The organism is Gordonia sp. UBA7860, from assembly GCF_002500165.1.
Classification (GTDB): domain Bacteria; phylum Actinomycetota; class Actinomycetes; order Mycobacteriales; family Mycobacteriaceae; genus Gordonia; species Gordonia sputi.
In genome coordinates, this window is sequence record NZ_DLSO01000167.1 from 25,244 (window position 1) to 41,675 (window position 16,432).

Annotated in this window: 10 protein-coding genes; all 10 read left to right on the forward strand. The window is 66.1% G+C overall.

Annotation, left to right across the window (positions count from 1 at the left end):
• The first annotated feature begins 66 nt into the window (after positions 1 to 66).
• The 10 genes from B3T59_RS20500 (at position 67) to pyk (ending at position 16,342) form a co-directional block, all read left to right on the forward strand.
• On the forward strand, positions 67 to 246 hold the full coding sequence (locus B3T59_RS20500; protein WP_287005000.1) for a tautomerase family protein: 180 nt from the start codon (positions 67 to 69) through the stop codon (positions 244 to 246).
• Positions 243 to 1,913 (forward strand): anthranilate synthase component I, encoded by a 1,671-nt coding sequence (locus B3T59_RS20505; RefSeq protein ID WP_287005001.1) that lies wholly within the window; start codon positions 243 to 245, stop codon positions 1,911 to 1,913. The genes B3T59_RS20500 and B3T59_RS20505 overlap by 4 nt, the downstream gene beginning before the upstream one ends.
• A complete protein-coding gene (locus B3T59_RS20510; protein WP_287005002.1) occupies positions 1,910 to 2,806 on the forward strand; it encodes a TIGR02234 family membrane protein in 897 nt (298 codons plus the stop codon). The genes B3T59_RS20505 and B3T59_RS20510 overlap by 4 nt, the downstream gene beginning before the upstream one ends.
• A 79-nt stretch (positions 2,807 to 2,885) precedes the next feature.
• Entirely contained in the window at positions 2,886 to 3,704 is an 819-nt protein-coding gene (gene trpC / locus B3T59_RS20515) for an indole-3-glycerol phosphate synthase TrpC (protein WP_251722539.1), read from the forward strand.
• Positions 3,705 to 3,767: 63 nt separating this feature from the next.
• Entirely contained in the window at positions 3,768 to 5,123 is a 1,356-nt protein-coding gene (gene trpB, locus B3T59_RS20520) for a tryptophan synthase subunit beta (RefSeq protein WP_287005003.1), read from the forward strand.
• Positions 5,120 to 5,944 (forward strand): tryptophan synthase subunit alpha, encoded by an 825-nt coding sequence (trpA, locus tag B3T59_RS20525; protein WP_287005004.1) that lies wholly within the window; start codon positions 5,120 to 5,122, stop codon positions 5,942 to 5,944. The genes trpB and trpA overlap by 4 nt, the downstream gene beginning before the upstream one ends.
• Before the next feature lie 73 nt (positions 5,945 to 6,017).
• Positions 6,018 to 8,327 (forward strand): prolipoprotein diacylglyceryl transferase, encoded by a 2,310-nt coding sequence (gene lgt / locus B3T59_RS20530; protein WP_287005008.1) that lies wholly within the window; start codon positions 6,018 to 6,020, stop codon positions 8,325 to 8,327.
• Positions 8,328 to 8,738: 411 nt separating this feature from the next.
• Positions 8,739 to 13,310, forward strand: a complete 4,572-nt coding sequence (gltB, locus tag B3T59_RS20535; protein WP_287005005.1) for a glutamate synthase large subunit — start codon at positions 8,739 to 8,741, stop codon at positions 13,308 to 13,310.
• Positions 13,303 to 14,808 carry a glutamate synthase subunit beta gene (locus B3T59_RS20540; RefSeq protein WP_287005006.1) on the forward strand — a complete coding sequence of 502 codons (1,506 nt, stop codon included), beginning with the start codon at positions 13,303 to 13,305 and terminating at the stop codon, positions 14,806 to 14,808. Before gltB ends, B3T59_RS20540 begins: the two co-directional genes overlap by 8 nt.
• Before the next feature lie 100 nt (positions 14,809 to 14,908).
• Positions 14,909 to 16,342: a pyruvate kinase gene (pyk, locus tag B3T59_RS20545; protein ID WP_039856938.1), complete on the forward strand. Its 1,434-nt coding sequence runs from the start codon at positions 14,909 to 14,911 to the stop codon at positions 16,340 to 16,342.
• The last annotated feature ends 90 nt before the right edge of the window (positions 16,343 to 16,432 follow it).

Sequence of the window (16,432 nt, forward strand, 5' to 3'; positions counted from 1 at the left end):
AAGGTCGCACGACGCTGCGGCCTCGAACCCGACGCGGACCAGCCGACGGAAGGCGGTGACGCAGTCATGCCACTGATCCAGATCTCGCAGACCCAAGGTCTATCCGACCGGGTCAAGCGCGAGACCATCGCGGCGGTAACCGAGGCGTACGCGAAGGCCACCGGCAAGAACCCGGATTCGGTATGGGTCACCATCACCGAGGTGCCCCGCTCACAGTGGGGCGTCGGCGGCGAGCCCCTCGGATGAGCGGCGAACACACACTCGCGGCCGCGACCGACGAGTCGCGGAGCAGCTCGGCGTCGAATACGAACGCTGATACGACGACGCTCGAGCAGTTCCTCGATCTCGCGTCCGACCATCGCGTCGTGCCCGTGACGCGTAAGGTGCTCGCCGATTCGGAGACGCCGCTGTCGGCGTACCGAAAACTGGCGGGTGAGCGGGAGGGCACCTTCCTGCTCGAATCCGCGGAGAACGGCCGATCGTGGTCGCGGTGGTCGTTCGTCGGCGTCGGCGCGCCGTCGGCACTGACCGTTGTCGACGGCAAGGCCGCGTGGTGGGGGACTGTTCCCGCAGGCGCTCCCGTCGACGGCGATCCACTCACCGTGCTCGCCGAGTCGCTGCGCTTGCTCGCCACGGATCCTGTCCCCGACATGCCGCCGCTGACCGGCGGATTCGTCGGCTTCATGGCGTACGACATGGTGCGCAGACTCGAGCGTCTACCGGAGACAACCGTCGACGACCTCGGCCTTCCCGATCTGATGATGCTGTTGGCGACCGATCTTGCCGCCGTCGACCATCACGAGGGGAGCATCACCCTCATCGCGAATGCGGTGAATTGGGACGGCAGTGCCGAACGTGCCGAGGAGGCGTACGCCGACGCCGTTGCCCGACTCGATGCGATGACGCAGGCGTTGGCCGCACCCGCACCGTCGACCGTGTCGCGCTTCGACAGGCCTGCACCCGATTTCCGCGTGCAGCGCACCCGCGAGGAGTACGGCGAGATCGTCACCGGCCTGGTCCGCGAGATCGAGGCGGGCGAGGCGTTCCAGGTGGTGCCGTCGATGCGCTTCGAGATCGACACGGACGCCGACCCGCTCGACGTCTACCGCATCCTGCGGGCCTCCAACCCGAGTCCGTACATGTACCTGCTGCGTATGCCGGGCGTGGGCACCGACGACAGCGGTGCACCCCGAAAGCCCTTCACGATCGTCGGATCGAGCCCAGAGGCGCTGGTGGCGGTGACCGACCGGGTTGCCACGACGCACCCGATCGCCGGCACACGCTGGCGCGGGGCCACCGAGGAGGAAGATCAACTCCTCAGCAAGGAACTCAGCGAGGACGAGAAGGAGAACGCCGAGCACCTGATGCTCGTCGACCTCGGCCGCAACGACCTCGGCCGCGTGTGCGCCCCGGGCACCGTCAAGGTCAGCGACTACCGCCACATCGAGCGGTACAGCCACGTGATGCACCTCGTGTCGACGGTGTCGGGGACGCTGCGCGACGACAAGCATGCGCTCGACGCTGTCACCGCGTGCTTCCCCGCGGGAACGCTGACCGGTGCACCCAAGGTGCGGGCAATGGAACTGATCGAGGCCAACGAGAAGACACGACGTGGCCTGTATGGCGGAATCGTCGGCTACCTCGATTTCGCGGGCAACGCCGACACCGCCATCGCGATCCGCACCGCACTGATGCGCACGGGCATCGCGTACGTGCAGTCGGGCGGCGGCGTGGTGGCCGACAGTGAAGCCGACTACGAGTACAACGAGGCCCGCAACAAGGCCACCGCTGTTCTCAACGCGATCGCGGCGGCCACGACGATGCGTCGCGTCGGCGTGGAAGGTGACGGCGTGGAAGGTGACGGCGCGGCGAGTGTCGACCGGGAGAGTGCCGGCGTGGAGAGTGACCGATGACCGCAGCTGAACCCGAACGAAATCCCGGCACCGCTGGTGTCGACGGCCCTGCGAACGACGCCGCTGACGTCGACGGCCGTGCGGTAAGTGCCGCCGACCGCGAGAAGCAGGCGGCGCGGGCGCAGCGTCGAACAAAGCTCCTCGGATCGATTCTTCTGGCCGCGGCGGGGCTCGCATTTTGGATCGCATCGCGCCTGACGTGGGCAACGGTGCTCGCGGCCGACGGCTTGTCTCCGGCGCGGACCTTCGACGTCAAGGGCAGCGACTGGAGCCCGTGGCTCACGCCACTCGCGCTGGTGTTGCTTGCGGCGATCCTCGCGGCGATGTCGCTGCGTGGGTGGGGTTTGCGCATCCTGGCGCTCTTGGTTGCGGCGGCGGGTGTGCTCGCCGCCTTCCCGGCGATCTCGCTCGTCATGGGCGGAACGAACGACACGTATGCCGCCACTGCCGCAGGTCTCAACGATCGATACGTCGTGCAGTTGGTGACCACTCACAACTGGGTCGCCGTGGTTGTCCTCATCGGGTCGCTGTGTGCCGTCGCAGCCGGGGTTCTGCTCATGCGTGTCGCGTCCGGTGCGGGCATGTCGTCGAAGTACAAGACCCCCGCCGCGCGACGCGAAGACATCGAGCGCGAGATCTTCGCAGAACACAAGCGTCGCCGGGCAGCCGAATCAGCCCAGTCCGACAAGAATGCCCAGGCAGGCAAGGATGCCCGGTCCGCGAACGCTGCCTCGTCGGAGGGGTCGTCCCCAGTGCAGAAGGGCGCTGCGGCAGACGATTCGGCGGAGTCAGGCGGCTCGACGGGCGATCAAACCGACGCGCCCGATGCCCCCAACGAGCGCATGCTCTGGGACGCTCTCGACACCGGGATCGACCCGACAGATCAACGATGACGAAAACCACAACCCGCTCCCGGCGCTTCGAAGGCGGCCGTCTACCCTGAGAGCACGAACAGAAAGGGAGCCAGCTGTCGTGAGCACGCCCACCGTCCTCGATTCGATTCTCGAGGGAGTGAAAGCCGATGTCGCCGCACGTGAGGCGATCGTCGACTATGCGGCCGTCAAAAAGGCGTCCGTTGCCGCGCCGGCTCCTCGCGATGCGATGGCTGCGTTGCGCAAGACCGGAATCGGCGTCATTGCCGAGGTGAAGCGAGCGAGTCCCTCCAAGGGCGAGCTCGCCGACATCCCTGATCCAGCAGACCTCGCCGCTGCGTACGAAGCGGGCGGTGCACGCATCATCAGTGTCCTCACCGAGGAGCGTCGGTTCCGTGGGTCGCTCGCCGATCTCGACGCTGTCCGCGCCCGTGTCGACATCCCCGTGCTGCGCAAGGATTTCATCGTCGGGCCGTATCAGATCCACGAGGCCCGCGCCCACGGTGCGGACGTCATCCTGCTGATCGTCGCGGCACTCGAGCAGAATGTGCTCGCCTCGCTGCTCGACCGCACCGAGAGTCTCGGCATGACCGCGCTCGTCGAGGTACACACCGAGGACGAGGCCAGCCGTGCACTCGAAGCCGGTGCGTCGGTCATCGGTGTCAACAATCGCAACCTGAAAACCCTTGAGGTCGACCGCGATACGTTCGCGCGGATCGCTCCGGGGCTGCCCACCGAGACCATTCGGGTCGCCGAGTCGGGCGTGCGTGGCACTGCAGATCTGCTGGCATTCGCCGGTGCGGGTGCCGACGCGGTGCTCGTCGGCGAGGGCCTGGTCACCAGCGGAGACCCGCGCACAGCGGTCTCCGAACTCGTGACCGCCGGTACCCATCCTTCCTGTCCGAAACCCGTTCGCTGACACTCGCTTTCGATCTAGCGTCGACTTGCGTGTCACGGACGACGAGATGTCTGTGAGAGTTCCGTGACCACCGAATCCCGATCCGACGATCAACTCCAGGCCGAGTTCCCCACTGCGAGTGTCGGAGTCAGCACGCGTACGTCGTCGGAACCCGACGCGGGCGGACACTTCGGCGTGTACGGCGGACGTCACGTTCCCGAGGCGCTGATGGCGGTCATCGACGACGTGACCGCTGCCTACGAGAAGATGCGCACAGACGACGAGTTCCTCGGCGAGCTCGATCGGCTGCAGCGCGACTACGTCGGACGTCCCTCGCCGCTCTACGAAGCCACGCGCCTGAGCGAATTCGCCGGTGGCGCACGGATTTTCCTGAAACGCGAAGACCTCAACCACACCGGGTCGCACAAGATCAACAACGTGCTCGGGCAGTTGTTGCTCGCCAAGCGCATGGGTAAGACCCGCATCATCGCCGAGACTGGTGCCGGTCAGCACGGTGTCGCCACCGCCACCGGCTGCGCACTGTTCGGTATGGAGTGCATCGTCTACATGGGCCGCGTCGACACCGACCGACAGGCACTCAACGTCGCGCGGATGCGACTGCTCGGCGCCGAGGTCGTCGCCGTCGACAACGGTTCGGCGACCCTGAAGGACGCGATCAACGAGGCGCTGCGCGACTGGGTGACCAACGCGCACAACACCTACTACTGCTTCGGCACCGCGGCCGGTCCGCATCCGTTCCCGATGATGGTGCGCGACCTGCAGCGCATCGTCGGACTCGAAGCCCGCGCGCAGATCCTGGACCAGGCGGGTCGCCTTCCCGACGCCGTCACCGCCTGCGTTGGTGGCGGGTCCAACGCCATCGGCATCTTCCACCCCTTCCTCGACGACTCCGAGGTGCGCCTCGTCGGCTTCGAGGCCGCGGGTGACGGCGTCGAGACCGGTCGACATGCCGCGACGTTCACCGGCGGCACGCCCGGCGCATTCCAGGGCGCTTACTCGTACCTGCTTCAAGACGAAGACGGCCAGACCATCGAGTCGCACTCGATCTCGGCGGGCCTGGACTACCCGGGCGTCGGGCCCGAGCACGCACAGCTCAAAGACACCGGCCGAGCCGAGTACCGCCCCATCACCGACACCGAGGCGATGGACGCGCTCGCTCTGCTCAGTCGTCGAGAGGGCATCATCCCCGCCATCGAGTCGGCACACGCACTCGCCGGAGCATTGAAGCTCGGTGAGGAATTGGGGGAGGGCGCGATTGTTCTGGTCAGCCTTTCCGGTCGCGGCGACAAGGACGTCGACACCGCTGCGCGCTGGTTCCACCTCTTCGACCCGCCGCCGTCGGAGAACGAGGTCGGCGTGACGACCGGTACCGCGGCTGCTGGCACCACGGCAACGAGCACAGCGGGGGACGCGCAATGACACATGCCAAAGCGCCCGTGCACGCGGGAGCGTCGAAATTGGGTCCGGTCTTCGAGAAGTGCCGCGCCGAGGGGCGTGCCGCGCTGATCGGATATCTCCCCGTTGGCTACCCGACCGTCGAGAAGTCGATCGAGTCGTTCGAGACGATGGTCCGCGCGGGCTGCGACATCATCGAAGTCGGTGTGCCGTATTCGGATCCGGTCATGGACGGACCGACGATCCAGGAGGCTGCCGACCTCGCACTGACGAACGGCGTGCGGGTCCGCGACGTGTTCCGTGCTGTCGAGGCGATCACCGCTGCGGGCGGGAACGCGGTCGTCATGAGCTACTGGAACCCGGTGCTGCAGTACGGCGTCGACAAGTTCGCGCGTGACCTGGCGGCTGCGGGCGGCGCGGGCATGATCACGCCCAACCTGATCCCAGAAGAGGGTGCCGCCTGGCACGCGGCGTCCGACGAGTTCGACCTCGACCGCATCTACCTCGTCGCACCGTCGTCGACGACCGAGCGCATTGCGCTGACCGTCGACGCGTCGCGCGGGTTCGTCTACGTGGCCTCGACGATGGGTGTCACGGGGGCGCGTGACGCGGTCTCCGACGCCGCGCCCGAACTGTGTGAACGAGTCCACGAGTACTCCGACATCCCGCTCGGCGTCGGGCTCGGTGTCCGAAATCGGGAGCAGGCGTCGCAGATCGCGAGCTACGCCGATGGCGTGATCGTCGGTTCGGCACTGGTCACGGCGGCCAAGGCAGGTCAAGACCATCTGGCCGACCTGGTCACGGAACTGGCCGCAGGTGTGCGGGAACCGCGAGCAGACCTCTGACCGCCGCGGTGGCTTCGTTCGTCGGGGTGGCAGCGTCCGTTAGGGTGGCAGCGTGACAGCGCCGACGACGACGATGCTCGCCTATATCCCCAGCCCGCCGCAGGGCGTGTGGTACATCGGTTCGTTTCCGCTCCGGGCCTACGCGTTGTGCATCATCGTCGGCATCATCGTCGCCGTCTGGTGGGGAAACCGCCGGTGGATTGCCCGCGGTGGGCGTTCGGGCGAAGTTCTCGACGTCGCGATCTGGGCGGTCCCGTTCGGTTTGATCGGTGGTCGCGTCTACCACGTGCTCACCGACTGGCAGATCTACTTCGGCGACGGCGGAAAGACTCCGATCGACGCCTTCAAGATCTGGGACGGTGGTCTCGGTATCTGGGGTGCCGTGTTGTTCGGCGGCCTCGGTGCGTGGATCGGCACCAGGCGCATGGGCATCAAGTTGCCGCCGTTCGCCGACGCCATCGCGCCCGCGATTCTGCTGGCCCAGGCCATCGGGCGCCTCGGCAACTACTTCAACCAGGAGCTCTACGGCCGACCGACCGACGTTCCCTGGGGTCTGGAGATCTACGAGCGCGTCGACTCGTCGGGACAGGCCGACCCGGGCTTGATCACGGGAGTGTCGAACGGGCACGTCGTCGCGGTTGTGCATCCGACGTTCCTGTATGAGCTCCTGTGGAACCTGTTGGTCGTCGTGATTCTCGTGCTTGTCGACCGCTACTTCCGCATCGGCCACGGCCGACTGTTCGCGCTGTACGTCGTCGGCTACTGCATCGGACGATTTGGGGTCGAGCTCATGCGCTCGGACCCCGCCTTCACCCACATCGCCGGTGTTCGCATCAACGTATTCACCGCTGCACTCGGCATCGTCTGCGGTGCGATCTACTTCATCGTCGCGCCACGGGGACGGGAGCAAGGGCTCGAGGTCTACTGGCCTGAACGGGCCGCCGAACTCGAAGAACTCGGCCACACGGGCGCCTACTTCGACGACGACATCGACGACGACATCGACGACGAGGACGACGGCGAGCACTTCTTCGACGACGACGACGATGAGTCCGACGACGAAGAGTCCGAGAACGACGAAACCGAGAAGAACCAGACCGAGAAGGACAGGGTCGACAACGGCGTAGCGGATCGCGAGGAGTCGGATGACTCGTCGTCGAAGGCGATCGCGGCCGCTGGCGTCGCGGCGGGCGCGGTTGCCGTCGGCGGTGTCGCTGCCGCGACTGCAGACGACGAGCCGTCGGACGGCTCGGTGACAGAGCCGGACGCAGACGAGGCCAGCGTGGGGGTCGGGGAGGCTGACGTCGAAGAAGTCGACGATGCTGACGTCGATGAGGCTGATGCCGATGCCGAGAAGGCCGGCGCCGACGCCGACGTCGAGCAGGATGGCGTCGACTCAGAACCGGTCGACGCTGATGGGGAGGCCGAAGCCACTGATGTCGGCGATGACGTCGAGTCCGACGCCGGCGACACCGAGACCGACTCGCGCGCCGCGACTGACTCGGACGCCGCACCCGACCCGGACGCAGAAGGCGACCCGGAGACGGAAGGCGACTCGGACACTGAGCCCGACTCGGACGCTGATCCTGATGAGCACACCCCCGCGCGCGACGAAGCCGTGGAAGATGGAGGTGACTCCGCCCCCACCGAGTCCGCCGCCACCGAGTCTGATGCCACCGAGACTGATGCCACAAAGTCCGGTGTGACACAGGCCGGGGACGCAGAGTCCGGTGCCGCCGAACCTGCAGGGTCCGATGCGGCGGATGATCCGACCGACGAAGGGATTCCGATGAGCAGCGCTGAAGACGAAGCCGTGACAGCCGACGAGATCGCGGAGGGTCTGTCCGAGGACATCGAGGACAACGCCGACGACGAGGGCGACACCAGCCCGTCGGGCGTCGACGAAGATGAGGCCGAACTTGCCGACGGGCAGGAGATCAACGCAGGTGGCCCCGATCCCGTCCTCGACGAGAACGAGGAGATCGTGTCCAAGATCATCCCGGGGACCGGCGAATCCGCTGACGCGAAACCGTGGAACCCCGAGAACGATCCGGCTCGACCAGACGGCGTGATCACCGAGTCGGAGCTTCTCGATGAGTCCGATTCAGAGTCAGATACGACCCCTGGCGACACGGCCGACATCGACGCCGAAGAGGTCGCCGAGGGCATTGCCGAAGACGCCGAGGCCTCCGCCGATGACGACGGTGCCGCGACTGCAGAAGGCGTGGACGAGGCCGAAGAGGTTCTGGCCGACGGTCAGATGACGAACGCGGGCGGACCCGACGCCGTCGTCGACGAGAACGAAGAGATCGACGCCAAGATCATCCCGGGCACCGGAGAGTCGGCCGACGCCAAGCCGTGGAAGCCTGGCGACGCGCAGTAGCTCGACGCACTCGGGTCTCAGTGGGCTGCAGGAAGTGGCGGAAGTTTTCTTTCCTCGGCTTTTGTGCGTGTCCCCGCGAAGTGTCTGGGGGAGAGGTCGGGGAGTGGGGGAAGGATTCTTTCCCCTAGATTCGGCGCCAGCCCGACACCGCGCCCCCCGCCAGACGACCCGCGCCACCCGACGACCCCTCACCCGACGACCCGCCGCCCCCCCACCCGACGCCCCGACCTCCCGAACCCCAACCCCCGCGCGGCGTTGCAGACCACGCGGCGGGCGGTGGTCGGATAGAGTGAGATCTCACCCGGGAACACGCGTCCCCAACGGCGTCGTGTCCTGACACCTGCTCCACGGGCCAGCGCTGTCCCTGAGGACTTCAGCATTTGATTCACGCGAATCGAGTGGAGGCTCGTGATGTTGTTTTCTGCGCTCCCGGCCAAACAGGGCCTGTACGACCCAGAGACAGAAGTGGACTCGTGTGGTGTCGCGATGGTTGCCGACATCCACGGTCGACGGTCGCATTCGATTGTCGCCGATGGTCTGCTCGCGCTCGAGAACCTCGAACACCGCGGTGCGGCAGGCGCTGAGCCGAATAGCGGCGACGGCGCAGGCATCCTCATCCAGCTGCCCGACGAATTGTTCCGTGGGACAGTCGATTTCGCGCTCCCGGCGCAGTCGGAGACTGGCGCGAACACTTACGCTGCCGGCACCTGCTTCCTGCCGATGGACCAGGCGGCCCGGCGCGATGCGATGGACCGCGTCTCAGCGCTCGCCGAGGCAGAGGGCATCACCATCCTCGGGTGGCGTGACCTCCCCGTCGACGTCGACGGCGCCGACATCGGCGAGACCGCAGTCGGCTGTATGCCCTTCATGGCGCAGTTGTTCGTCACGGTCGAACCGGAACCCGGACAACCACGACTCGGCGGCGTCGACCTCGACCGCTACATCTATCCGTTCCGCAAGCAGGCCGAGCGCATCACGCCCGAGTTCGAGGCCGCAGGCACAGGGCTGTACGTCGCGTCGCTGTCGAGTCGCACCATGGTCTACAAGGGCATGCTCACGACGATGCAGTTGCCGCTCTACTACCCCGACCTGCGCGACGACCGTTGTCTCAGTGCCATCGCCATCGTCCACTCGCGCTTCTCCACCAACACCTTCCCGTCGTGGCCGCTCGCGCACCCGTTCCGGTTCGTCGCGCACAACGGTGAGATCAACACCGTGCGCGGCAACCGCAACCGCATGCGGGCCCGCGAGGCTCTTCTCGAGACCGACCTCATTCCCGGCGACCTCAAGCGTGCGTTCCCGATCTGCACACCAGAGGCCTCCGATTCGGCGTCACTCGACGAGGTCCTCGAACTCCTCCACCTCGGTGGCCGCAGTGTGCCGCACGCGGTGATGCTGATGGTGCCGGAGGCGTGGGAGAACGTTCCGTCGATGGACCCCAAGCGTCGCGCCTTCCTGCAGTTCAACGCCTCTCTGATGGAGGCGTGGGACGGTCCCGCATGTGTCACGTTCACGGACGGAACCGTCGTCGGCGCAGTCCTCGACCGCAACGGGCTGCGCCCCGGACGCTGGTGGCAGACGCGTGACGGACGGGTCATCCTCGCCTCGGAGTCGGGTGTCCTCGACGTTCCGGTCGATGACGTGGTATCCAAGGGACGCCTCGAACCGGGTCGGATGTTCCTCGTCGACACCGCGCAGGGACGGATCATCCCCGACGAAGAGATCAAGGGCGAACTCATGCGTTCGGAGCCCTACGACGAATGGCTGCACGCAGGGCTTCTCGACATCGCCACACTCCCGCCGCGCCCGGTCTACAAGCCCAACCACGACACGGTCGTCCGACGTCAGGTGTCCTTCGGTTACACCGAAGAGGACCTGCGGGTCCTGCTGACCCCGATGGCGGCGTCGGGTTACGAACCTCTCGGCTCGATGGGCACCGACACGCCGGTCGCCGTGATGTCGCAGCGGTCGCGGTTGCTCTACGACTACTTCGTCGAACTGTTCGCGCAGGTCACCAACCCGCCGCTCGATGCGATCCGCGAGGAAATCGTCACCTCGATGGCACGCGTGATGGGACCCGAGCAGAATCTGCTCGCACCGACCGCGGCGTCGTGCAGGCAGATCATGCTGCACTGGCCGGTCATCGACAACGACGATCTCGCCAAGCTCGTCCACATCAACGACGACGGCGACAACCCGGGACTCTCCGCGAAAGTTCTCCACGGCCTCTACGAGGTGGCCCGTGGCGGCGAAGGCCTCGCCGATGCGCTCGAAGATCTTCGACGCCGCGCCAGCCAGGCGATCGCGGAGGGGCACAGCACGCTCGTCGTGTCGGACAGGCACTCTGACCGCGAGCACGCGCCGATTCCCTCACTCCTGGCCGCGTCTGCGGTGCACCACCATCTCGTCCGCACCAAAGAGCGCACGAAGATCGCGCTCATCGTCGAGTCGGGCGACGCCCGCGAAGTGCACCACATCGCACTGCTCATCGGGTTCGGCGCTGCGGCGGTCAACCCGTATCTGGCACTCGAATCGATCGAGGACCTGATCGCCGAGGGCGAGCTGACCGGTGTCAGGCCGTCGAAGGCCAAGCGCAACTACATCGAGGCGCTCGGCAAGGGCGTCCTGAAGGTGATGAGCAAGATGGGTATATCGACCATCAGCTCGTACACGGCGTCGCAGGCGTTCGAGGCCGTCGGTCTCTCGTCTGCGGTCGTCAAGGAGTACTTCACCAGAACGGTCTCGCGGATCGAGGGCGTCGGGCTTGACGAACTCGCCGAGGAAGTCCGCATCCGGCATCACCGGGCGTTCCCGCACAACCCGACCGAGCAGGTCTATCGACGACTCGAGGTCGGCGGTGAGTACCAATATCGCCGCGAGGGCGAGTTGCACATGTTCACCCCGGAGACGGTGTTTCTGCTCCAGCACGCCACCAAGACCGGACGCGACGACGTGTTTCAGGCGTACTCGGACAAGGTCGACGATCAGTCGCGCAAGGGTGGCACGCTGCGTGGACTCTTCGAACTGGACTTCTCGGGTCGCGACCCCGTGCCGCTCGACGAGGTGGAGCCGATCGAGTCGATCATGACCCGCTTCAACACGGGCGCGATGAGCTACGGCTCGATCTCCGCCGAGGCACACGAGACCATCGCGATCGCCATGAACCGCATCGGTGGTCGGTCCAACTCCGGCGAGGGCGGCGAGGACACCGACCGTCTCTACGATCCGGAACGACGCAGCGCCGTCAAACAGGTCGCGTCGGGCCGGTTCGGTGTGACGAGCGACTACCTCACCAACGCCACCGATATCCAGATCAAGATGGCGCAGGGTGCCAAGCCCGGTGAGGGCGGTCAGCTCCCCGCGTACAAGGTGTACCCGTGGATCGCGAAGACACGACATTCGACGCCGGGCGTCGCGCTCATCTCGCCGCCGCCGCACCACGACATCTACTCCATCGAAGATCTCGCGCAACTGATCCACGATCTGAAGAACGCCAACTCGCAGGCGCGGATCCACGTGAAGCTGGTGAGCGCTGTCGGTGTTGGCACCGTCGCGACAGGCGTCTCCAAGGCCCACGCCGACGTCGTGCTCATCTCCGGATACGACGGCGGAACGGGAGCGTCGCCGCTCACCTCGCTCAAGCACGCGGGCACACCCTGGGAGATCGGCCTCGCCGACGCCCAACAGACGTTGATGCTGAACGGGTTGCGCGATCGCATCACCGTGCAGTGCGACGGTGCCCTCCGCACGGGCCGCGATGTCATCATGGCCGCGCTGCTCGGTGCCGAGGAGTACGGCTTCTCGACCGCACCGCTCATCGTGTCCGGGTGCATCATGATGCGTGTCTGTCACCTCGACACCTGCCCGGTCGGTGTGGCGACGCAGAACCCGGTGTTGCGTTCGCGGTTCACCGGCCAGGCCGAGCACATCGTCAACTTCTTCCGATTTATCGCGGAGGATGTGCGAAAGTACTTGGCGCAGTTGGGATACCGGACGCTCGACGACGCGATCGGACAGTCGCAGCGGTTGCACACCGACACCGCCGTCGCCCACTGGAAGAGCAAGGGACTCGATCTCAGTCCGATCTTCCGTCGCATCGAGGACAAGGGACCGACCCGCCGCGTGCGCGGTCAGGATCACGGCCTCGACAAGGCGCTCGACCAGACGCTCATCCAACTCGCCGAAGGCGCGCTCGAAGATGCGCATCCGGTGACGCTTGAACTTCCGGTCCGCAACGTCAACCGCACCGTCGGGACGCTGCTCGGTTCGGAAGTGACCCGACGCTATGGCGCCGAAGGACTCGCCGAGGACACCATCACCGTCGAACTCACCGGGTCGGCAGGGCAGTCGCTCGGCGCGTTCCTGCCGCCAGGCATCACCATCAAGCTCACCGGTGACACCAACGACTACGTCGGCAAGGGTCTGTGTGGCGGCAAGATCGTGGTTGCTCCGCACGAGGATGCCTGGTTCATCGCAGAAGACCAGGTCATCGCAGGTAACACCATCCTCTACGGAGCGACGTCGGGCGAGGTCTACCTCCGCGGCAAGGTCGGCGAGCGGTTCTCCGTGCGCAACTCGGGTGCCACCGCGGTGGTCGAGGGCGTCGGCGACCACGCCTGCGAGTACATGACCGGCGGTCGCGTCGTGATCCTCGGACCCACCGGCCGCAACATGGCCGCGGGAATGTCCGGCGGTATCGCGTACGTCTACGACCTCGACGAGACCAAGGTCAACGGCGCGATGGTCGAGCTCCTCCGACCCGACCCCGACGACCTGCGCTGGCTACACGAACACATCACCAAGCACACCGAGCTGACCGGATCGGCGATCGGCGCGTCGATGCTCGCCGACTGGCCACGGCGATGCCTGGCCTTCACCAAGGTGATGCCCACCGATTACAAGCGCGTCCTCGACGCGGCCAGGATGGCCGAAGCCGAAGGGCGAGACGTTGATTCAGCGATCATGGAGGCGGCACGTGGCTGACCCACGCGGATTCCTGGAAATCGGGAAGAAGGAAGCAAAGTATCGTCCGGTCGCCGAGCGCGTGCAGGACTGGGAAGACGTATACGCGCACGGATTCGACCCTGTCGCGTCGCTCAACGAGGTCTCCGAGCAGGCCCGTCGGTGTATGGATTGCGGAATCCCGTTCTGCCACTCCGGAACTGCCGGATGCCCGTTGGGAAATCTGATTCCCGAGTGGAACGACCTCGTGCGTCGTGGTCGGTGGGATGCGGCAAGCGCACGTCTGCACGCGACCAACAACTTCCCCGAGTTCACCGGAATGGTCTGTCCCGCACCGTGCGAGGCGGCGTGTGTGCTGTCGATCTCCGAGTCGACGACCGGCGGCAGCGTGACAATCAAACGTATCGAGAAGACGATCGCCTACGAGTCGTGGGCAGAGGGCATCATCGGTCCCGAGGCGCCGGATGCGAAGTCGGGCAAGTCGGTTGCCGTTGTGGGCTCCGGTCCCGGCGGATTGGCGGCTGCGCAACAGCTGACCCGCGCAGGCCACGACGTCACGGTCTACGAGAAAGACGACCGCGTCGGTGGTCTCCTGCGCTACGGGATCCCCGAGTACAAGCTGCAGAAGTCCGACATTGAGCGGCGTGTTGCTCAGATGCGCGCTGAGGGAACACAATTCGTCGTCAACTGCGATGTCGGCATTGATCTCACAGTTGACGAACTGCGCAGCAGGCACGACGCCGTCGTGCTCGCGATCGGTGCGATGAAGGCGCGCGACAACCCGGTCCCGGGACGTGAGCTCAACGGAGTGCACCTCGCGATGGAACACCTCGTTCCAGCCAACAAAGAGTGCGAGGGCGACGGGCCGTCGCCGATCAGCGCGGCCGGGAAACACGTCGTCATCATCGGCGGCGGCGACACCGGAGCCGACTGCCTCGGAACCGCGCATCGCCAGGGCGCGGCGTCGGTGGTCCAACTCGACTACAACGCCGAACTACCCAGCGACCGTGACGACAACCGTTCACCATGGCCGACCTGGCCGCTTGTCATGCGGACGTCGAGTGCGCACGCGGAGGGCGGCGAACGCAAATACCAGGTAGCGGTGCAACGATTCGTCGGCGACGCCGACGGCAACGTGACGACGATGGTGCTCGCCGAAGTGAAGGTCGTACGCGAGCCCGACGGCCGACGGGTGATCACCCCGGTCAGCGACGAGTTCGAGATCCCTTGCGAATTGGCACTTTTCGCGATCGGATTCGAAGGCGTACGCGACACGGCGCTTCTCACCGATCTGGAGATCGAGCCCAACCGCCGCGGCAACATCTCGTGCGGAAGCGACTGGCAGACCGACGCGCCCGGCGTGTTCGTGTGTGGCGACGCCCATCGCGGAGCGTCGTTGGTGGTGTGGGCGATCGCCGAGGGACGTTCGACAGCACGCGCCGTCGACGAATTCCTCATGGGTGCCTCGGATTTGCCGTCACCGGTAAAACCAGCCCAACTCCCGCTGTCGGTTCGCTGACCACCGCGCACCACTGCGCGAAGCAACGTCGCGTAGACGTCCGATGACAACTCAGGTGTAACGATGGCTATGCCGAAACGAGCGGACTAAGGTGAGCACAGTGGAACGCCGAACCAAGATCGTCTGCACCCTGGGTCCAGCTACCAATAGCGAAGAGAGGCTGAAGGAACTCGTCGACGCCGGAATGGACGTCGCGCGACTCAATTTCAGCCACGGCACGCATGATGACCACAAGGTGGTCTACGAAAGAGTGCGAAAGGCCGGCGACAACGCCGAGAAGGCGGTAGGCATCCTCGCCGATCTCCAGGGTCCCAAGATTCGACTGGGCAAATTCGAAGACGACGGCGCGCTCAACGGCGAAGTCATGTGGAACACCGGCGACACCGTGCGCATCACCACCGACGACATCGTCGGAACGCACGACCGAGTGTCGACCACCTACAAGCGACTCGCCGACGACGCCGTCCCCGGCGACCGGCTGCTCGTCGACGACGGCAAGGTCGGCCTTGTGGTCACCGACGTCGAAGGCAACGACGTGGTCTGCACCGTCACCGAAGGCGGCCCGGTCTCGAACAATAAGGGCCTCTCACTGCCCGGCATGAACGTCTCGGTGCCCGCGATGAGCGAGAAAGACATCGCCGACCTCGAATTCGCGCTCGGCCTCGGGGTCGACCTCGTGGCACTGTCTTTCGTGCGCAGCCCCGCCGACATCGAGCTCGTCCACGAGGTCATGGATCGTGTCGGCCGCCGCGTACCCGTCATCGCCAAGCTCGAGAAGCCCGAGGCCATCGACAACCTCGAGGCCATTGTCCTCGCCTTCGACGCGATCATGGTCGCCCGCGGCGACCTCGGCGTCGAACTCCCGCTTGAGGAAGTGCCGCTCGTGCAGAAGCGTGCCATCCAGATGGCCCGCGAGAACGCCAAGCCGGTGATCGTGGCAACGCAGATGCTCGACTCCATGATCGAGAACTCGCGCCCCACACGGGCCGAGGCATCCGACGTCGCGAACGCCGTGCTCGACGGCGCCGACGCCGTGATGCTGTCCGGCGAGACATCGGTCGGCAAATGGCCCATCGAGGCGGTGCGCACCATGAACCGGATCTGCAAGGCCGTCGAGGGAAGCTCCCGCGACGTCCCGCCGCTGTCGCACGTCCCACGCACCAAGCGCGGCATCATCTCCTACGCCGCGCGCGACATCGGCGAACGCCTCGAAGTCAAAGCCCTCGTCGCGTTCACCCAGTCCGGTGACACGGTTCGACGACTCGCGCGCCTGCACTCACGGCTCCCGCTGTTGGCGTTCACGCCCACCCAGGCCGTGCGCAGCCAACTCGCCCTGAGCTGGGGCACCGAGACGTTCATCGTCGACCGCGTCGACACCACCGACAACATGATCGACCAGGTCGACTTGCAACTCCTCCGCATCGGCAGGCTTCGCGACGGCGACGTGGTCGTCATTGTCGCCGGCGCGCCCCCCGGCACCGTCGGCTCGACGAACATGATTCACGTGCACCGCATCGGCGAGCAGGACCACTGAGTTTATTTGCGCGTCTCGTGGCTGCGCCTTTTGCCCCGTTCTTCCTCCTCATCGCATCGTCGCTTCGCTCCTCGCTCTTCGTCGTGCAGA

What these genes read in the sequence shown, in the direction of transcription:
- B3T59_RS20505 (WP_287005001.1), top strand. Translation starts at nt 243, where the DNA reads ATGAGCGGCGAACACACACTCGCGGCCGCGACCGACGAGTCGCGGAGC.
- B3T59_RS20510 (WP_287005002.1), top strand. Translation starts at nt 1,910, where the DNA reads ATGACCGCAGCTGAACCCGAACGAAATCCCGGCACCGCTGGTGTCGAC.
- trpA (WP_287005004.1), top strand. Translation starts at nt 5,120, where the DNA reads ATGACACATGCCAAAGCGCCCGTGCACGCGGGAGCGTCGAAATTGGGT.
- B3T59_RS20500 (WP_287005000.1), top strand. Translation starts at nt 67, where the DNA reads ATGCCACTGATCCAGATCTCGCAGACCCAAGGTCTATCCGACCGGGTC.
- gltB (WP_287005005.1), top strand. Translation starts at nt 8,739, where the DNA reads ATGTTGTTTTCTGCGCTCCCGGCCAAACAGGGCCTGTACGACCCAGAG.
- lgt (WP_287005008.1), top strand. Translation starts at nt 6,018, where the DNA reads ATGCTCGCCTATATCCCCAGCCCGCCGCAGGGCGTGTGGTACATCGGT.